This window comes from Streptomyces lavendofoliae (assembly GCF_014649735.1).
Lineage (GTDB): Bacteria > Actinomycetota > Actinomycetes > Streptomycetales > Streptomycetaceae > Streptomyces > Streptomyces lavendofoliae.
The window spans coordinates 116,672-135,544 of record NZ_BMTP01000009.1 but is presented as its reverse complement, the minus strand read 5'-3'; the positions used below and the strand labels follow the sequence as shown (position 1 = coordinate 135,544).

Sequence of the window (18,873 nt, the reverse complement as noted above, 5' to 3'; positions counted from 1 at the left end):
CCTCGGGCGGCTCCCGCTCCCGCCCCCCGGCCGACGGGACAGCCTACCGTCCGTGATCTTCATCCGGGCGGCCGGTTCCCGCTTCCGGACGTGGGCCAGGCAAGATGGGGGCGTGACCCTTATCGATCAGCTGCCGCCGGACGCCGACCCCGATGCCCTCTTCGAGGCCTTCTCGTCATGGGCCGAGGAGCAGGGCATCACGCTCTACCCGGCCCAGGAGGAGGCGCTGATCGAGGTGGTCTCCGGGGCCAACGTGATCCTCTCCACCCCCACCGGATCCGGCAAGTCGCTGGTCGCGGCCGGCGCGCACTTCACGGCCCTCGCCAATGACCAGGTGACCTTCTACACCGCGCCGATCAAGGCACTGGTGTCGGAGAAGTTCTTCGACCTGTGCAAGCTCTTCGGCACCGAGAACGTGGGCATGCTGACCGGCGACGCGTCGGTGAACGCCGACGCGCCCGTGATCTGCTGCACGGCGGAGGTGCTCGCCTCGATCGCGCTGCGCGACGGCCGGCACGCCGACGTCGGCCAGGTCGTGATGGACGAGTTCCACTTCTACGCCGAGCCGGACCGCGGCTGGGCCTGGCAGATCCCGCTGCTGGAACTGCCGCAGGCGCAGTTCGTCCTCATGTCGGCGACGCTCGGCGACGTCTCGATGTTCGAGAAGGACCTCACGCGCCGCACCGGCCGCCCCACCTCGGTGGTGCGCTCGGCCACCCGGCCGGTGCCGCTGTCGTACGAGTACCAGCTCACGCCCATCACGGAGACGCTGACCGAGCTGCTGCAGACCAAGCAGGCACCGGTCTACATCGTGCACTTCACCCAGGCGCAGGCCGTCGAGCGGGCCCAGTCGCTGATGAGCATCAACATGTGCTCGCGCGAGGAGAAGGACAGGATCGCCGAGCTGATCGGCAACTTCCGCTTCACCACCAAGTTCGGCAAGAACCTCTCGCGGTACGTGCGGCACGGCATCGGCGTGCACCACGCGGGCATGCTGCCCAAGTACCGGCGCCTGGTGGAGAAGCTGGCCCAGGCGGGCCTGCTGAAGGTCATCTGCGGGACGGACACCCTGGGGGTCGGGGTCAACGTCCCCATCCGCACGGTGCTGTTCACCGCGCTCACCAAGTACGACGGCACCCGCGTGCGGACGCTGCGCGCCCGGGAGTTCCACCAGATCGCGGGCCGGGCCGGGCGCGCCGGGTTCGACACGGCCGGGTTCGTGGTCGCGCAGGCGCCCGAGCACGTCATCGAGAACGAGAAGGCGCTGGCGAAGGCCGGCGACGACCCGAAGAAGCGGCGCAAGGTGGTGCGGAAGAAGGCCCCGGAGGGCTTCGTCGGCTGGACGGAGAACACCTTCGAGAAGCTGATCGCCTCCGAGCCCGAACCGCTGACGTCCCGCTTCCGCGTCACCCACACCATGCTGCTGTCGGTGATCGCGCGGCCCGGCAACGCCTTCGAGGCGATGCGCCGGCTGCTGGAGGACAACCACGAGCCCCGCAAGAACCAGCTGCGGCACATCCGCCGCGCCATCGCGATCTACCGCTCGCTGCTGGACGGCGGGGTCGTCGAGCAGCTCGCCGAGCCGGACGCGGAGGGGCGGACGATCCGGCTCACCGTCGACCTCCAGCAGGACTTCGCCCTGAACCAGCCGCTGTCGACGTTCGCGCTGGCGGCGTTCGACCTGCTGGACCCGGAGTCGCCGTCGTACGCGCTCGACATGGTGTCGGTCGTCGAGTCCACGCTGGACGACCCGCGCCAGATCCTCGCCGCCCAGCAGAACAAGGCGCGCGGCGAGGCGGTCGGCGCGATGAAGGCGGACGGCGTCGAGTACGAGGAGCGGATGGAGCGGCTCCAGGACGTCTCGTACCCCAAGCCGCTGGAAGAGCTGCTGTGGCACGCGTACAACACGTACAAGAAGTCGCACCCCTGGGTGGGCGACCACCCCGTCTCGCCGAAGTCCGTCATCCGTGACATGTACGAGCGGGCCCTGTCCTTCACGGAGTTCACGTCCTTCTACGAGCTGGCGCGCACCGAGGGCATCGTGCTGCGGTACCTGGCGTCCGCGTACAAGGCGCTGGACCACACGATCCCGGACGACCTCAAGACCGAGGACCTCGAGGACCTGATCGCCTGGCTGGGCGAGATGGTGCGGCAGGTGGACTCCTCGCTGCTGGACGAGTGGGAGCAGCTGGCCAACCCGGAGGTCGAGACCGCCGAGGAGGCCCAGGAGCGGGCCGACCAGGTCAAGCCGGTGACGGCCAACGCCCGCGCCTTCCGGGTCCTGGTGCGCAACGCGATGTTCCGCCGGGTGGAACTGGCCGCGCTGGACCAGCTGGCGGAGCTGGGCGAGATGGACGCGGAGTCCGGCTGGGACGAGGAGCGGTGGGCGGAGGCCATGGACGCGTACTGGGACGAGTACGACGACCTCGGCACCGGCCCCGACGCGCGCGGGCCGAAGCTGCTGTCGATCGACGCGTCCGACGAGAACACGTCGCACGGCCTGTGGCGCGTCCGGCAGACCTTCGCCGACCCGAACGGCGACCATGACTGGGGCATCAGCGCGGAGGTGGACCTGGCGGCCTCGGACGAGGAGGGCCGCGCGGTCGTCCGCGTCACCGACGTCGGGCAGCTGTGAGCCGTCCCCCCGCCCGCCTCGTTCACCCGTACCGTCCCGACCGTATGTCGTCCAGCGTGAAGGAGCATCCGTGACGAACCCCGCCGAGAGACTCGTCGACCTGCTCGACCTGGAGCGGATCGAGGTCGACATCTTCCGTGGCGCGAGCCCGCAGGAGTCCCTGCAACGGGTCTTCGGCGGGCAGGTCGCCGGCCAGGCCCTGGTCGCGGCCGGGCGGACCACGGACGGCGACCGCCCGGTGCATTCGCTGCACGCCTACTTCCTGCGGCCCGGCATCCCGGGCCTGCCGATCGTGTACCAGGTGGAACGGGTGCGGGACGGGCGGTCGTTCACCACCCGCCGGGTGACCGCGATCCAGCGCGGCAGGACGATCTTCAACCTCACGGCGTCCTTCCACCGGCCGGAGGAGGCGGGCTTCGAGCACCAGCTGCCGCCGCGCCTGGACTTCCCGCCGCCGGAGGACCTGCCGTCGGTCACCGACGAGATCCGCGAGCACCTGGGCGCGCTGCCGGAGGCGCTGGAGCGGATGGCGCGGCGCCAGCCGTTCGACATCCGCTACGTCGACCGGCTGCGGTGGACGGCCGAGGAGGTCAAGGAGGCGGACCCGCGCAGCGCGGTGTGGATGCGCGCGGTGGGCCCGCTCGGCGACGACCCGCTGGTGCACACCTGCGCGCTGACGTACGCCTCCGACATGACCCTGCTGGACGCGGTCCGCATCCCGGTCGAGCCCCTGTGGGGCCCGCGCGGCTTCGACATGGCGTCGCTGGACCACGCGATGTGGTTCCACCGCCCGTTCCGCACCGACGAGTGGTTCCTGTACGACCAGGAGTCCCCGATCGCGACGGGCGGCCGTGGCCTGGCTCGCGGCCGGATCTACGACCGGGAGGGCCGGCTGCTGGTGTCGGTGGTGCAGGAGGGCCTGTTCCGCCGCCACTGAGCCGCACGGGCCGGGCGGGGCGGCGTGACCGGGAGCGGCGACGTGACCGGGCGGGGCGTGCGGTGCGGGCTCACAGGCCGGGCAGCGCGTCCTGCTCGACCTCGTGGCGCCGCGTCCTGATGTCGGGCCCGGCCGGGTGCAGTTTGGCGTCGCATGCCGGGCCGAGGCCGGTGCGCCGCGAGGAGGCACCGGTCAGGGTCCGCCCGCACAGCCGGCACCGCACCGGGCGTGGGCCGGCGGCGACGGTCTCCGTCCCGAGCAGTTGCTGTTCCTGGTGCACACCTGCCTGTCTACCAGGCGCGCGTGTTTTGATCGACCCTGTTGTCCTTCCCTTCGACGAGGAGTCCCCGCATGTCCCTGTACGACATCCCGCTGCGCACGCTGTCCGGTGACCCGACGACCCTGGCCGACTACAAGGACAAGGTGGTCCTGGTGGTGAACGTGGCGTCGAAGTGCGGACTGACGCCGCAGTACGAGGGCCTGGAGCGGCTCCAGAAGACCTACGGCGACCGGGGCTTCACGGTGCTGGGCGTGCCGTGCAACCAGTTCGGCGGCCAGGAGCCGGGCACGGCGGAGGAGATCGGCACGTTCTGCTCGGCGACGTACGGGGTGACCTTCCCGCTGCTGGAGAAGACGGACGTCAACGGCCCCGGCCGGCACCCGCTGTACGCGGAGCTGACGAAGGTGGCGGACGCGGACGGCGAGGCCGGGGACGTGCAGTGGAACTTCGAGAAGTTCCTCGTCACCCCGCGGGGCGAGGTCACCCGCTTCCGTCCGCGCACCGAGCCGGAGGGCGCCGAGCTGGTCGCGGCGATCGAGGCGGCGCTGTCCGCCTGACCCGCACGGCTCCGCCACGCGCCGGTCCCCTCGCGGGGGCCGGCGCCCTTTTCGTCGCCGAGGGTTTGCGAGCCGCTTTTCCTTTCGGCTCCCAATAACGCTACGGAATGGAGCGTAATCCCCGGCTCCGCTTTTCCGCTTTCTTTCGCGCACGGGCATTGACATACCTCCACTACTCACCAGTAGCCTCCTCTGGCGCCCCCCACGCGCCCCCTCACCGAGGTAGGTCATGAACAAGAACCTGCTAGTCATCGCCGTGGCGAGCACCCTGCTCTGGCTGGTCACCGCCGTTCCCGCGGACGCCGCCGAGGACGCCGCCGCCGCTCCGGCGTCCTCCTTCCGGCCCGGCAGCAACCCCATTCTGTTCGTGCACGGATACAGCTCTTCCGGGTCGTACTGGAACACCATGGCCGACCGCTTCCGCGCGGACGGCTGGCCCTCGACCCACCTGCGCCAGTGGAGCTACGACTGGCGCCAGTCCAATGCCACCACGGCACGGGAAGTCGCCGCGGAGGTCGACCGCCTGCTCGCCGGGACCGGCGCCTCCCGGGTCGACGTCGTCACCCACTCCATGGGCGGCCTGTCCAGCCGCCACTGGACGAAGAGCCTCGGCGGCGGCGGGAAGACCGACGCCTGGGTCTCCCTGGGCGGTCCCAACCACGGCACCGACGCGGCCAACTCCTGCTACGACACGTCCTGTACGGAGATGCGGATCGGCTCCGCCTTCCTCACCGCGCTCAACTCCGGCGACGAGACCCCCGAGGGCACGCGCCACGCCACCTGGTGGTCGCCCTGCGACACCTTCATCAACCCGGACAGCAGCGTCGCCCTGAGCGGCGCCGCCAACACCCGCACCGCCTGCCTGGGTCACAGCGCCCTGGGCTCCGACCCGGTGGTGTACGGACAGGTGCGCGACTTCGTCAACGCCTGACGCCCCGCCCCGCCCGCGCGGACCCCGCCGCGCGGGCGGGAGGGCGCGGGCGCGTCGGTCATGCGCGAGGACCGGGTGGCAGCGGGGGCGGCCCGTCGCCGTGGGGATCCGCCGGCCGTCCGGAGGTGCCCGGCGCGGCGGGCGGAGTCGCGGGGGCGCCGGCGCAGGCTTTCCACAGCCCCGCGCCGGCCTGCACGGCGGCGGTCTGGGCGCGGGAGATCCTGGGCCAGTACTTGTCGTTGGGCGGGTACAGCACGGCCTCGGCGTGACCGGTGCGGACCAGGGACTCGTTGACGAGGACGCCCCGCTCGTTCCACACGTACAACAGGTAGCGCTGGTACCGGTCCTTGAGCGCCTCGTCGCGCTCGACCCGCAGCCGGGTCCCGACGGGCAGCAGGGTGGCGGTGCGCTGCGTGGCCTCGCGGCTGAAGCAGTCGCCCTTTTCCGGCGCGTCGATCTCCAGCAGGCGCACCTTGGCCCTGGCGCCGGCGGGGATGATCCTGCCGTCGCCCCTGACCTCGATGGTGTCGCCGTCGACGACCCGCAGGACGACCGGGCCGCGCGGCGCGGCCTCCGCCCTGTCGCGGGCCGCCCGGCCGTCGGGCCGCGCCGCGTCGGCCGGCCCGCCGAGGCCGAGGACGACGGCGAGGGAGATGAGGACGACGCCGGTCCGGCGGCGTGCCGGACGCCTCGGAGTGACTGAAGGGCTCATGACGCCCCCTCCCGGGGAGAGTGCCGGCCTTCCAGTACAGCACCTCCGGCCGTGAACGTCTTCTGCCCGGCCCGGAGGGGGCGCGGGGCCCGCGCCGGGGTCAGGCCACCGCACTGAGGGTGTCCGCCAGGCGGTGGCGGGTGGCGCGGGCGGCCGGGAGGGCCGCGAGGGCGACCGCGCCGGCGACGGCGGCGGCGACCAGCGCCAGGAGCTGGAGCGGGGGCGGGGCGTGCGCGATGCCCGCGCCGACGCCGGTGGCGTGCGCCTCGTGGTCGACCAGCCAGAGGGCGAGCGGGACGCCGAGGGCCGTCCCGAGGAGGGCGGCGGCCAGGGCGGTGCAGCCGGTCGCGGTGAGCGTGACGGTGGTGATCTGGCGCGGGGAGAGGCCGATCGCCTTGAGCGCGAGCAGGTCGCGCTCACCGTCGCGGACGGTACCGCCGATGGCGGTGGACAGCTCGGTGAGCCCGATGAGGGCGAGGACGGCGATCAGCCCGGCGACGACCCCGCGCAGGGCGGAGAGCCGGTCGGCGGGGCTGGAGACCTCGCGGACGTCCAGCCGCCCGGAGGAGGCGTCGGCCAGTTCGTCGCCCACCGCGCGGGGGTCGGCGCCCGGGCGCAGTTGCAGCTGGTACAGGCTGGGGCGCAGGCCGGGGTCGTTCTCGCGGAGGGTGTCGAGCGAGGTGGAGATGACCCGGCCGCCGTTCTCCGGCTCGATGCTGCGGCCGACGATGTGGAGCACCTGGGGGTGGCCGGCGACGGTCAGCCGCACCCAGTCGCCGACGCGCGCGCCGAGCAGGTCGAGCAGCCCCTGTCCGGCGACCGCCTCGTCGGGGCCCCGGGCCGGGCGGCCCTCGGCGATGGAGTACGGGTAGGGCCGCTCGCGGGTGCCGAGGCCGCGCAGCGCGATGGTGCCGGTCTGGCCGGGGACCAGGGCGGCGACCTCCAGCCCCGGGTGGGCGGCGGTGACCTGCCGGTGGGCCCGCAGGAGCGCGGTGGCGTCGCGGTCGGTGAGGGTGCCGTCGGGGCGGGCGGTGAGGGCGGCGGCGAGGCCGAGCTGCTCGGGGCGGCTGTCGAACCGTTCGATGGTGGTCCACGCGCCGAGCGCCACGGTGATCAGCAGCAGCGGCAGCGCGAGGCGCCCGATGGCCGCCGGGGCGCGCCGCCCGCGCCCGAAGGCCCGGTGCCAGCCGAGGACCAGGGCGGGCGGCACGCGCAGCCCGAGCGCCTTCCGTGCCGCGCCGGACAGCCCGCCGCCCGGGGCCGCGGCGGCGGGCAGCACCGGCACCGGCGGTACGCGGCCCGCCCGCCAGGCGGCCAGGCAGGTCGCCGCCCCGATGAACAGCACGGCCCCGGCGGGGATCAGCAGGAGCGCCGGGAGGTGGCCCGGCAGCCCCTGCCAGACCCGCACGGCGTCACCGGGGCGGCCCGGCAGGCGGGCGCCGAGCGTCCGCACGAGCAGCACGGCCAGGGCGGCGCCGAGCACGGCGAACGCCAGGTGCTGGACGAGGAAGATCCGGACGACCTGGCCGGGGGTGAACCCGACGGCCTTGAGGACGGAGATGTCCCGCAGGTGGCCGCGGACCCGTGTGGCGATGGCGCCGAACACCGCCAGCGCGGCGGCGATCAGGGCGCCGAGGCCGAAGAGGCCGAGGACCTGGCCGAGCAGCCGGGTGTCGCCCTGCGCCTCGCCGCGGGCCTGCTGCCAGGTGGAGACGTCGCTGACGGCGCCCGCGCCGAGCGTGGTGACGGCGCGCTGCACGGTGTAGTCGGTGTCACCGGGGTCGGCCAGCCGAAGCCCGACGACCTGTCCGCCGGTGCGGTCGAGGGGCACGGCGCCCGGCAGGGCCCAGATGGTGCCGGGCCGTTCGCCGGGGCGGTAGCGGCGCTCGGCGGTCTCGGCGACGCCCAGGACGGTCACCGTGCGTTCGGCGACGGTGAGCCGGTCGCCCGGCTCGGCCCACAGGGCGCGGGCGAGGCCCGCCTCCAGGACGACGCCGCCGGGCGTGGCCGGGTCCAGCCAGCGGCCGGACGTCATGAGGGGGCGGCCCGTCGGGGGCTGGCCACCGTCCGTGGCACGCAGCTCCGCGCCGGCGCGGGCTCCGCGTGAGGCGACGGTGGTGGTGGCGGTGCGGTACGGGCCGGCCAGGGCGTCGACGCCGTCCAGGGCGGCCAGCCGGCCGGTGTCGGCGGTGGGCCCGGTGTGGATCCAGACGTGGGCGCCCCGGGACTGGGTGAACACCCGCTGCCAGGGGTTGGTGGCATAGCCGAAGAGCGCGGTCGCGAGCAGCAGCGACGCGACGATCCCGGCGGTCGCGGCGACCAGGAACAGTGCCTCGCCCCGGTGGGTCCGCAGATCGGCGTGCGCCCAGCGCAGCATGGCCCGCACAGCCGGTCAGTCCCTCAGTTCGTTCAGCGCGATGACGCCGGCCGGGCCGGTGCGGCGCGGGGGCGTGCCGCCGAGTTCGGCGTCGTCGGCGACGCGGCCGTCGAAGAAGCTGATCACCCGGTCCGCGGCGCTGGCGAGCCGGGCGTCGTGGGTGACCAGGACGATGGTCTGCCCGCGCAGGTGGAACCGGCTCAGCAGCCGCATGACCTCGCGGGTGCCCTTGCTGTCGAGGCTGCCGGCCGGTTCGTCGGCGAGGAGCAGGCGCGGCTGGTTGACCAGGGCGCGGGCGAGGGCGACGCGCTGCTGTTCGCCGCCGGACAGTTCGCCGGGCATGCTGCGGGCCTTGCCCTCCAGGCCGAGCTCGGCGAGGAGCTTCTCGCGCTCGGCGCGGGCCTGCCGGGCCGAGGTGCCGGCGAGGAGGGCGGGCAGTTCGACGTTGTCGGCGACGGTCAGGTTGGAGACCAGGTTGAAGAACTGGAAGACGATGCCGATGCGGCGCCGCCGTTCGACGGCCCACCGTGCCTCGCTGTAGCCGTCGGTGCGTTCGCCGTCGAGCCAGAGGGAGCCGCTGTCGGGGCGCTGGAGACCGCCGAGCAGGTGCAGCAGGGTGGACTTCCCCGCGCCGGAGGGTCCGGTGACGGCGACGAACTCGCCGTGCCGTACCGAGAGGTCGACGCCGCGTACGGCGTGGGCGGGGGCGCCCTCGCCGTGGTGGGTCTTGACCAGGCCCTCGGCGCGCAGCAGGGGCGTGGCGGGTATCGCGGAGGCGTCCGTCATCGCAGGTCCTCCAGTTCCTCCTGGCAGCGCTCCAGCCAGTCGAGGTCGGCCTGGAGGTGCAGCATGGCGCCCTCGATCAGCAGGTGCGATATGCGGTTCGTGCGGTCTTCGGTCGCGGCCAGCTTGGAGAGGTTGCGCATGGTGTTGAGGTACTCGCGTCGCTGTTTGTTGATCAGGGCGATCTGGTCGGCGAGACCGGTGCGGGGGGCGAGGGCGAGCTTCATGAAGAACTCGTCCCGGACCCTCGGTTCGTCGGCCGTCTCCTCGAACCAGGCGCGCAGTGCTTCCCGCCCCGCGTCGGTGAGTCGGTAGATCTTCTTGTTGGGCCGGCTCTCCTGGGCGATCTCCTCGCCCTCGATGAGCCCGGACTTCTCCAGCCGGCCGAGCGTCACGTAGATCTGGCCGACGTTGGTGGGAGGGTACGCGGCGCCCAGGAGTTGCTCAAGGTCCTGCTTGAGCTCGTAGCCGTGGGCGGGGCCCCGGGCCAGGAGGGCGAGGAGGGGAAGGCGCACCCGTGCTGTCCTCCTCCGCGTGCTCCCGATGTGATGTGGGCTCTAGTATCGCCCATGCCTAACGGGTATACATGCCCGAGACGCGGACGCCGACGTCCTGCGCCGGTGCTCAGGGAGGAACCTATGCGGTGGATGCGTGCCGCGGGTAGGGGTCTCCTCGTCGTCATGGTCGTTCTGACCGGGTACGCGGCTTCCGGCGTCACTCCGGCGGGCCGGGTGCCCGACGGGGGGCGCGGCCCCATGACCCTGGCCACGGCCGGCGACCTGACCGGTTACCTGGGCCGGGTGCTGGACGGGTGGAACCGGGCGCGTCCGGACGAGCGGGTGACCCTGGTCGAGCTGCCGGACTCGGCGGACGAGACCCGCTCCCAGATGATCACCGACCTGCGGTCGGGGGCCGGCCGGTTCGACGTCCTCAACATCGACGTCGCCTGGACCTCGGAGTTCGCCGCCGCGGGGTGGATCGCCCCGGTGGACCGGGAGCGGTTCCCGCTGGGCAGCTTCCTGCCCCCGGTGGTGGACACCGCGACGTACGACGGCAGGCTGTACGCCGTTCCCTACGTCACCAACGCCGGGATGCTCTTCTACCGCAAGGACGTGCTCGACCGCGCGGGCGAGCGGCCGCCGCGGACGTGGGCGGAGCTGGAGCGCCAGGCGCGGACTCTCGCCCCGGCGCACGGGCTGGACGGTTACGCGGGCCAGTTCCTGCCGTACGAGGGGCTGACGGTGAACGCCGCCGAGGCGGTGTACTCGGCGGGCGGCACCATCCTCGGGGACGAGGGCGAGCGGGTGACGGTGGACTCCGCCGCGGCTCGCGCGGGGATCGGTTTCCTGGCCCGGGGCGTCCGGGACGGCTGGATCCCCCGGGAGGCCCTGGCGTACACGGAGGAGGAGTCGCGGCAGGCGTTCCAGGACGGCGGGCTGTTGTTCCTGCGCAACTGGCCGTACGCCTGGGCCGGCGCCTCCGGCACCGGATCGCGGGTGGCGGGGAGGTTCGGCGCGGTGCCCCTGCCGGGCCCGCACGGGCCGGGCACGAGCGTGCTGGGCGGTTCCAACCTGGCGGTGAGCAGCCATGCGCGGCACCCGGAGTCGGCGCGTGACCTCATCGCGTACCTGACGAGCGAACGGGTGCAGCGCCGGGTGCTGACGGAGGGCGCCCTGCCGCCGGTGCGGGCCGCCCTGTACGGGGACCCGGCGCTGGTGCGGCGCTTCCCGTACCTCCCGGCGCTGCGGAGCAGTGTGCTGGCGGCGGCCCCGCGCCCCAAGAGTCCCCACTACGAGCAGGTCAGCCTGGCCGTGCAGGCCGTGTTGCACGACGCGATGGCGCAGCGCCAGGCGCCCGAGGCCGCGGTGGGCCGGCTGGCCGGCGAGCTCGCGGCCATCGCCCGCCGCCGCTGACACTCCCTTCTCCCGCTCCCCTAGCGCCACATAGTTACCTGTTAGGTAGCCGCACGCCAACAACCACCGGTTCATAGCGGGACATAAGCCGCCAACTTTCGCTGTTTCGTGCACCACCGTTGACACCCTCTCGGCATCCCTACCTAACATGCATGCATAACCGCTACCCGCTCCGGATGGCGCGCACCCCTTCACGAAGAAACAGGTCAACGGGTGATGCTCACAGCTCCGGCCGACGACGGCCTCTCGCAGCACCTCACGCACCCGACCGCCCACCCCTGGTGGCGCGACGCGGTGATCTATCAGGTGTACGTCCGCAGCTTCCTGGACAGCACCGGTGACGGCATCGGCGACCTCGCCGGCGTCCGCGCCGGGCTTCCGTACCTCAAGAAGCTGGGCGTCGACGGGATCTGGCTGAGCCCCTTCTACCCGTCCCCGCAGGCCGACCACGGGTACGACGTGGCCGACTACTGCGACGTGGACCCCGTCTTCGGCGACCTCGGCGAGTTCGGCCGGCTGGTGGCCGACGCGCACCGGCTCGGCGTCAAGGTGCTGCTGGACATCGTCCCCAACCACTGCTCCAGCCAGCACGCCTGGTTCCGCGAGGCACTCGCCTCCGCGCCCGGCAGCGAGGCCCGCGCCCGCTTCCACTTCGCCGAGGGCCGCGGCCCCGGCGGCGACGTGCCGCCCAACAACTGGCACGCCATGTTCGGCGGCCCCGCCTGGAGCCGGGTCACCGAACGGGACGGCACGCCCGGCCAGTGGTACCTGCACATGTTCACGCCCGAGCAGCCGGACCTGAACTGGCGCAACCCCGAGGTGCCCGCGCACTTCGACCACGTCCTGCGCTTCTGGCTGGACCGGGGCGTGGACGGCTTCCGCATCGACGTGGCCGCCGGTCTGTTCAAGCACCCCGACCTGCCGGACTCCCCCGACCCGGAGGCCGACGCCCGCACGCGCGACTCGGTCAACCCGCTCGCCTGGAACCAGCCCGAGGTGCACGACGTGTGGCGCCACTGGCGCGCGGTGTGCGAGGAGTACACCGCCCGCGACGGCCGGGAACGGCTGCTGGTCGGCGAGGTGTCCGTACCGACGGCCCGGGAGCACGCCAAGTACGTCCGGCCCGACGAACTGCACCAGGCGTTCTTCTTCGACCTGCTGAGCGCCCCCTGGGACGCCGGCACCTTCCGTACGGTCATCGACGAGGCGATCCGGGACATCGCCGGCACCGGCTCCACCGTCACCTGGGTGCTCAACAACCACGACCAGGTGCGCACGGTGACCCGGTACGGCGAGTCCGGCACCGGGGGCAGCGGCCTGGGCGCCGCCCGCGCGCGGGCCGCCGCGCTGCTGATGCTGGCACTGCCGGGCGCCGCGTACGTCTACCAGGGCGAGGAGCTGGGTCTGCCCGAGGTGGTGGACCTGCCCGACGAGGTGCTCACCGACCCGATCTTCCGGCGCACCGGCAGCCGGGCCCGCGTCCGCGACGGCTGCCGGGTGCCGCTGCCGTGGTCGGGACACGCCTCGCCGTTCGGGTTCAGCACCGGCGCCGAGAGCGTCAAGCCGTGGCTGCCGCAGCCCGGCTGGTTCGCCGACCACGCCACCGACCGGGCGCTCGCCGACACGCGCTCGTTCTGGCACCTGTACCGCGACGGCCTGCAACTGCGGCACGGGCTGCCGCAGTTGGGCGAGGGCACCCTGCGCTGGCTCCAGGCGCCGCCCGGCGTCCTGGCCTTCGAGCGCGGCGAGGGCCTCGTGTGCGCCGTGAACTTCACCGCCGAGCCGGTGCCCGCACCGGTGTCCGGCGCTCCCCTGCTGTCCAGCGGCCCTTGCCCGGCCGGCGTACTGCCCGGATCCACCGCCGCCTGGTGGACCGGTGACCACACCACCTCGGAGGTATCACGATGATGACGCGACGACGGATGGCGATGGCGTGCTGTTCGGCGCTGGCCCTGGCGCTGGGGGCGACCGCCTGCGGCGGTGGCCCGGTGAGCGCGGGCGGCGGGAGCAAGGAGCTCAGCGGCCAGACCCTCGACGTGGCCGGCGTGTGGTCCGGCGCCGAGCAGAAGAACTTCCAGAAGGTGCTGGACGCCTTCACCGAGAAGACCGGCGCGAAGACCCGGTTCACCTCCACCGGTGACAACGTCTCCACGGTCGTCGGCAGCAAGATCGAGGGCGGCAACGCCCCGGACGTGGTGATGGTCCCCCAGGTCGGCGTGCTCCAGCAGTTCGCGAGGAAGGGCTGGCTCAAGCCGCTGCCGACCCGGACCGTGAACGCCGTCCACACCAACTTCGCCCCGGTGTGGTCGATGTACGGCTCGGTCGACGGCAAGCTGTACGGCCTGTACTTCAAGGCCGCCCACAAGTCGACCGTCTGGTACAGCCCCGAGGCGTTCGAGCAGGCGGGCGTCGAGGTCCCGAAGACGTACGAGGAGATGCTGGCGAACGGGCGGGCCGTCTCCGACTCCGGCCTCCCGGCCTTCGCGGTCGCCGGTGAGGACGGGTGGACGCTCACCGACTGGTTCGAGAACATCTACCTCTCCCAGGCGGGTCCCGAGAAGTACGACCGGCTCGCCCGGCACGAGATCGAGTGGACCGATCCCACCGTGGTGAAGGCCCTGACCACCCTCGGCAAGCTGTTCTCCGACGGCAGGCTGATCGCGGGCGGCCCCAAGGGCGCGCTGGGCACCGACTTCCCCGGCTCCGTGGAGAAGGTCTTCGGCCCCGACCCGGAGGCCGGGATGGTCTACGAGGGCGACTTCGTCGCCGGGATAGCCAAGGACCAGTTCGGCAGGAAGATCGGCCAGGACGCCGCCTTCTTCCCGTTCCCCGCGGTCGGGGGCGGCAAGGCGCCGGTGGTCAGCGGCGGCGACGCGGCCGTCGTCCTCAAGGACGGCAAGCACCAGAAGGCCGCGGAGGCGTTCCTCGCCTTCCTGGCGACGCCCGAGGCGGCGGCCGTGTGGGCGGAGGCGGGCGGGTTCCTGTCCCCCAACAAGAAGCTGGACCTCGCCTCGTACGGCGACGACACGGTGCGCGAGACGGCCAAGTCGCTGATCGACGCCGGCGACGCGGTGCGCTTCGACATGTCGGACCAGGCACCGGCCTCGTTCGGCGGCACCAAGGGCGTGGGCGAGTGGAAACTGCTCCAGGACTTCCTGCGCGACCCGTCGGACCCGGCGGCGACCGCGGCGGCGCTCGAAGCCGCGGCGGCCAAGGCGTACAAGGGCTGACGACATGACCACCCTCACCACTCCCGTGGGGGCCGCGGGTCCCCGGCGGCGCGCCCAGCGCCGCCGGCGGGCCATCGCCGCCGCCTTCGTCCTCCCGGCGCTGCTGCTCCTCGGCGCGCTGGTCGTGTACCCGGTCCTGTTCTCCGTCGGCCGCAGCTTCTTCGACGCGACCGGGACCCGGTTCGCCGGCGGGGAGAACTACGCGGAGATGTTCCGCGACCCCGCCACCCTGACCGCCATCCGCAACAGCGCCATCTGGGTCGTGGTCGCCCCGACTCTGCTCACTGGCCTCGGCCTGGTCCTCGCCGTGCTGGTGGAGAAGGTCCGCTGGGCCACCGCGTTCAAGCTGCTGCTGTTCATGCCGATGGCCGTGTCGTTCCTGGCGGCGGGCATCATCTTCCGGCTCGCGTACGAGGAGGACCCCGACAAGGGCGTCCTCAACGCGGCGGTCGTCGGGGTGCACGACGCGTTCACCGGCGCCTCCTCCTACCCGAGCGCCCGGCCCCGGGACGACCAGGGGCTGCGCGAGGGCCCGGACGGGTCGTACGGGACGGCCGGCGCCGTCCCACCGGGCCGGACCGTGAACCTCGGGCTGGTGGGCGTACCGCCCGGGGAGGTACCGGCACGGGCCGAGCCCGCGTCGACCGCGGAGGCCGGCCCCCACGAACTGCGCGGCGCCGTCCACCTGGACTTCACGCCCGGCGGCGGTGGGCGGCCCGGCGCGATCGACGCGGCCGAACGCGGCCTGCCGGGCCTGACGGTGGAGGCGGTGCGGGACGGACGGACGGTGGCCACGGCGACCACGGCGGCGGACGGCTCGTACCGCTTCGCGGACCTCCCGGACGGCTCGTACACGATCCGGCTGCCCGCGGCGAACTTCGCGCCGCCGTACCAGGGCGTCTCCTGGCTCGGTCCGGCGCTCGTCACGCCGGCGATCATCGGCGCCTACCTGTGGATCTGGACCGGGTTCGCCATGGTGCTCATCGGCGCCGGGCTGTCGTCGCTGCCGCGGGACGCGCTGGAGGCGGCGCGGATGGACGGGGCGAGCGAGTGGCAGGTGTTCCGCCGGATCACGGTGCCGCTGCTGGCGCCGGTGCTGACGGTCGTCTTCGTGACGCTGGTGATCAATGTGATGAAGGTCTTCGACCTGATCTACATCATCGCGCCGGGGCCGGTGCAGCAGGACGCCACGGTCCTCGCCACCCAGATGTGGCTGGTCTCCTTCGGCGGGGGCAACGACCAGGGGCTGGGCAGCGCGCTCGGCGTACTGCTCCTGCTGCTGGTCGTCCCCGCCATGGTGTTCAACGTCCGCCGCTTCCGCAGGAGCCAGTCATGAGCGCGACCGTCACCGCTCCTCCCCCGTCCCAGCCGTCCGCTCCGCCCCCGCCCGTCCGGCCAGCGCCGGCCCGGCGGCCGGGCGGCCGGCTCCGCCGCCTGCTGGGCCACGGCGTGGTCCAGGCGTTCCTCGCGGTGGTCGGCCTGGTGTGGATCACCCCGGTGGCCGGACTGCTGCTGTCCTCGCTGCGCTCGGCCAACGACAACGCGGCGAGCGGCTGGTGGACCGCGCTGGCCGAGCCCGGCCGGTTGTCCTTCGACAACTACACGGCGCTGCTGGGCAACGCCGGCATCACCAGGGCCTTCTGGAACACCGTGCTGATCTCGGTGCCCACGACCGTGCTCGTCGTGGTGCTGGCGGCACTCGCCGGCTACGCCTTCGCGTGGCTGGAGTTCCCCGGCCGGGACTGGATCTTCCTGGCGGTGGTGGCGCTGCTGGTGGTCCCGGTGCAGGTGGGCCTGCTGCCGGTCGCCAAGCTCTTCGGGCAGCTGGGCCTGTTCGGCACGATCCCGGGCGTGGTGCTGTTCCACGTCGCGTACGGGCTGCCGTTCGCGATCTTCCTGTTGCGCAACTACTTCGCCGACATCCCGCGCGAGATGCTGGAGGCCGCGCGGATGGACGGCGGCGGGGAGTGGCGCATCTTCACCCGGCTGGTGCTGCCGGTGGGCCGGCCCGCCCTCGCGAGCCTGGCGATCTTCCAGTTCCTGTGGGTCTGGAACGACATGCTGGTGGCGCTGCTGTTCGCCGACAGCTCCTCACAGCCCCTCACCGTGGAACTCCAGTCGCAGGTCCGGCAGTTCGGCAGCAACATCGACGTCCTGGCGCCGGGTGCCTTCCTCTCCCTGATCGTGCCGGTGGTGGTGTTCTTCGCCTTCCAGCGGCACTTCGTCCAGGGGGTGATGGCCGGGTCGGTCAAGTGAGACCGGCGGGACCACCGTCGCGCGGCGGGGCGCCTCACACGGGGGAGGCGCCCCGCCGCGCGACGGTGAGTGCACACCCTTCGCGTGCTCCGGGCTGAGCACCTGGACGTCGGAGGACGCGGTGCCCCCGGAGCAGCGGGGTTGGTGCGCCCGCCGGTGCCGCCTTCGGCGAAGCTCCGTCCGGCGGACCGCCGGGTCAGCGGATCGGCATGCCCGACAGGGTGCGGGCGATCACCAGGCGCTGCACCTCGCTGGTGCCCTCGAAGATGGTGTAGATCGCGCTGTCGCGGTGCATCCGCTCCACCGGGTATTCGCGGGTGAAGCCGTTGCCGCCGAGGATCTGGACGGCCTGGGCCGTGACCGTCTTGGCGACCTCGCTGGCGTAGAGCTTGGACATCGAGCCCTCGGCGGAGGTGAACGGCTTGCCGGTGGTGGCCATCCAGGAGGCCCGCCAGACCAGGAGCCGGGCGGCGTCGATCCGGGTGCGCATGTCCGCCAGCTGGAAGGCGACGCCCTGGTTGTCGATGATCGGGCGGCCGAACTGGACGCGGGTCCTCGCGTAGTCGAGCGCCACCTCGTACGCGGCGCGGGCGGTGCCCACGGCCATGGCGCCGACCGCCGGCCGGGACGCCTCGAAGGTGGCCATGGCGGCGTTCTTCACGCGCTCGCCGCCCGCCTTGGCCTTCTCCCGGGCGCGGGCGAGGCGCTCGTCGAGCTTCTCCTTGCCGCCGAGGAGGCACGAGCCGGGGACGCGGACGTCCTCCAGGACGACCTCGGCCGTGTGGGAGGCGCGGATGCCGTGCTTCTTGAACTTCTGGCCCTGGGAGAGCCCGGGGGTGCCCGGCGGGACAATGAAGGAGGCGTGCCCCTTGGAGCCGAGCTCGGGGTCGACGACGGCGACCACGACGTGGACGTTGGCGATGCCGCCGTTGGTCGCCCAGGTCTTGGTGCCGTTGAGCACCCACTCGTCCTTGGCCGCGTCGTAGACCGCGCGGGTGCGCATGGCCGCGACGTCCGAGCCGGCGTCCGGCTCGGAGGAGCAGAAGGCCGCGACCTTGACGTCGCCCGGGTCGCCGTACATCTGCGGGATCCAGGTGCCGATCTGCTCCTCGGTGCCGTTGGCGAGGACGCCGACGGCCGCGAGGCCCGTCCCGACAATGGACAGCGCGATGCCCGCGTCGCCCCAGAACAGCTCCTCCATGGTCATCGGAATGCCGAGGCCCGTGGGGTCGAAGAACTGCTGGGCGTAGAAGTCGAGGGAGTAGATGCCGACCTTGGCGGCCTCCTGGATGATCGGCCAGGGGGTCTCCTCCCGCTCGTCCCACTCGGAGGCGGCCGGCCGGATCACGTCCCTGGCGAACCCGTGCAACCAGTCACGGACCTGCTTCTGGTCGTCGTTGAGCTCGAACGTGAACTCGGCCATGTTCCCTCCCTGCATGTTACTTGCGGTAACCGCAGTCTGTTACCGGTAAGTAGACGCTGTCAACCGGCAGCCCCGGCGGACCGGGTGTTACGTTGCGCGGGTCTTAGGGACATCGCACGGGCGGGGAGACACGCTATGGAGACCACACACCGGACCGAGCAGCAGCGGTCGGCCGACCAACGGCGACGCGAGCTGCTCGAGGCCGCCGACCGCGTGGTCCTCCGCGACGGGCCGCAGGCGTCCATGAACGCCATCGCGGCGGAGGCGGGCATCACCAAGCCGATCCTGTACCGGCACTTCGGCGACAAGGGCGGACTGTACCGCGCGCTCGCGACGCGCCACACGGACGCCCTGCTGGCCAACCTGCGCTCGGCGCTCGACGCGCCCGCCGACCGGCGCCGGCGGGTGGAGGCGACGCTCGACACGTACCTGGCCGCCATCGAGGCCCGGCCGCAGGTGTACCGGTTCCTGATGCACCCGTCGGAGGAGACCGGCGGCGGACAGCAGCCGGAGCACGGCTTCGACACGGGACGCCACTCCGCGCCCGTACTGCGCCGCATGGGCGAGGAGCTGGCCCGGGTGATCGCCGAACGCGTCGACCTGGGGCCGGACAGCGAGGTGCTGGCCCGGGTGTGGGGCCACGGCATCGTCGGGATGATGCACGCCGCGGGCGACTGGTGGCTCGGCGAACGCCCCTGCACCCGGGCGGAGTTGGTGCGGGGCCTGGCGGACCTGCTCTGGGGCCGCCTGGAGCGGGTCGACGACAGGGTGGACAGCCCCGGGTTCTGACCGGGTCCGGCCGGACGCCGGCGCGGCTGCCGGCCGCCGGGGTCCCCCGG

The 18,873-nt window shown here is 72.9% G+C and carries 16 protein-coding genes; 10 read left to right on the top strand and 6 right to left on the bottom strand.

Features of this window, described 5'->3' with window-relative positions; translation table 11 throughout:
• Positions 1 to 112 precede the first annotated feature (112 nt).
• Positions 113 to 2,635, top strand: a complete 2,523-nt coding sequence (locus IE109_RS18610; RefSeq protein WP_189552036.1) for a DEAD/DEAH box helicase — start codon at positions 113 to 115, stop codon at positions 2,633 to 2,635.
• 70 nt (positions 2,636 to 2,705) lie between these two features.
• Positions 2,706 to 3,572, top strand: coding sequence for an acyl-CoA thioesterase (locus IE109_RS18605; RefSeq protein ID WP_189552035.1), 867 nt, complete (start codon positions 2,706 to 2,708; stop codon positions 3,570 to 3,572).
• 70 nt (positions 3,573 to 3,642) lie between these two features.
• Here IE109_RS18605 and IE109_RS18600 read toward each other — a convergent pair whose 3' ends face one another.
• Positions 3,643 to 3,852 carry a DUF6011 domain-containing protein gene (locus tag IE109_RS18600; protein ID WP_189552034.1) on the bottom strand — a complete coding sequence of 70 codons (210 nt, stop codon included), beginning with the start codon at positions 3,850 to 3,852 and terminating at the stop codon, positions 3,643 to 3,645.
• Between the two features lie 71 nt (positions 3,853 to 3,923).
• On the opposite strand from IE109_RS18600, the gene IE109_RS18595 reads away from it, so the two are divergent.
• Entirely contained in the window at positions 3,924 to 4,409 is a 486-nt protein-coding gene (locus tag IE109_RS18595; RefSeq protein WP_189552033.1) for a glutathione peroxidase, read from the top strand.
• Positions 4,410 to 4,638: 229 nt separating this feature from the next.
• A complete protein-coding gene (locus IE109_RS18590) occupies positions 4,639 to 5,340 on the top strand; it encodes an esterase/lipase family protein (RefSeq protein ID WP_189552032.1) in 702 nt (233 codons plus the stop codon).
• Between the two features lie 58 nt (positions 5,341 to 5,398).
• Here the strand turns inward: IE109_RS18590 and IE109_RS18585 are convergent, their stop codons facing one another.
• The 4 genes from IE109_RS18585 to IE109_RS18570 form a co-directional block, all read right to left on the bottom strand.
• Positions 5,399 to 6,052 carry a thermonuclease family protein gene (locus IE109_RS18585; protein ID WP_189552031.1) on the bottom strand — a complete coding sequence of 218 codons (654 nt, stop codon included), beginning with the start codon at positions 6,050 to 6,052 and terminating at the stop codon, positions 5,399 to 5,401.
• 100 nt (positions 6,053 to 6,152) lie between these two features.
• Complete coding sequence (locus IE109_RS18580; RefSeq protein WP_189552030.1) at positions 6,153 to 8,438, bottom strand: ABC transporter permease; 2,286 nt, start codon at positions 8,436 to 8,438, stop codon at positions 6,153 to 6,155.
• 6 nt (positions 8,439 to 8,444) lie between these two features.
• Positions 8,445 to 9,215, bottom strand: coding sequence for an ABC transporter ATP-binding protein (locus IE109_RS18575; protein WP_189552029.1), 771 nt, complete (start codon positions 9,213 to 9,215; stop codon positions 8,445 to 8,447).
• On the bottom strand, positions 9,212 to 9,727 hold the full coding sequence (locus IE109_RS18570; protein WP_189552028.1) for a PadR family transcriptional regulator: 516 nt from the start codon (positions 9,725 to 9,727) through the stop codon (positions 9,212 to 9,214). Before IE109_RS18570 ends, IE109_RS18575 begins: the two co-directional genes overlap by 4 nt.
• A 123-nt stretch (positions 9,728 to 9,850) precedes the next feature.
• Between IE109_RS18570 and IE109_RS18565 the strand changes: the two genes are divergently transcribed.
• The 5 genes from IE109_RS18565 (at position 9,851) to IE109_RS18545 (ending at position 16,611) form a co-directional block, all read left to right on the top strand.
• Positions 9,851 to 11,125: an ABC transporter substrate-binding protein gene (locus IE109_RS18565; protein WP_189552027.1), complete on the top strand. Its 1,275-nt coding sequence runs from the start codon at positions 9,851 to 9,853 to the stop codon at positions 11,123 to 11,125.
• A gap of 216 nt (positions 11,126 to 11,341) precedes the next feature.
• Positions 11,342 to 13,033, top strand: coding sequence for a glycoside hydrolase family 13 protein (locus IE109_RS18560; RefSeq protein WP_229891217.1), 1,692 nt, complete (start codon positions 11,342 to 11,344; stop codon positions 13,031 to 13,033).
• Positions 13,030 to 14,355 (top strand): ABC transporter substrate-binding protein, encoded by a 1,326-nt coding sequence (locus IE109_RS18555; protein ID WP_373297728.1) that lies wholly within the window; start codon positions 13,030 to 13,032, stop codon positions 14,353 to 14,355. The genes IE109_RS18560 and IE109_RS18555 overlap by 4 nt, the downstream gene beginning before the upstream one ends.
• Before the next feature lie 4 nt (positions 14,356 to 14,359).
• Positions 14,360 to 15,691, top strand: coding sequence for a carbohydrate ABC transporter permease (locus IE109_RS18550; RefSeq protein WP_189552025.1), 1,332 nt, complete (start codon positions 14,360 to 14,362; stop codon positions 15,689 to 15,691).
• Positions 15,688 to 16,611, top strand: a complete 924-nt coding sequence (locus tag IE109_RS18545) for a carbohydrate ABC transporter permease (RefSeq protein ID WP_229891215.1) — start codon at positions 15,688 to 15,690, stop codon at positions 16,609 to 16,611. The genes IE109_RS18550 and IE109_RS18545 overlap by 4 nt, the downstream gene beginning before the upstream one ends.
• Before the next feature lie 196 nt (positions 16,612 to 16,807).
• Here IE109_RS18545 and IE109_RS18540 read toward each other — a convergent pair whose 3' ends face one another.
• Positions 16,808 to 18,034: an acyl-CoA dehydrogenase family protein gene (locus IE109_RS18540; protein WP_189552024.1), complete on the bottom strand. Its 1,227-nt coding sequence runs from the start codon at positions 18,032 to 18,034 to the stop codon at positions 16,808 to 16,810.
• A 135-nt stretch (positions 18,035 to 18,169) separates the two neighbouring features.
• On the opposite strand from IE109_RS18540, the gene IE109_RS18535 reads away from it, so the two are divergent.
• The gene (locus tag IE109_RS18535) at positions 18,170 to 18,823 is read left to right on the top strand and encodes a TetR/AcrR family transcriptional regulator (protein ID WP_189552023.1); all 654 of its coding nucleotides are present in this window, start codon (positions 18,170 to 18,172) and stop codon (positions 18,821 to 18,823) included.
• The last annotated feature ends 50 nt before the right edge of the window (positions 18,824 to 18,873 follow it).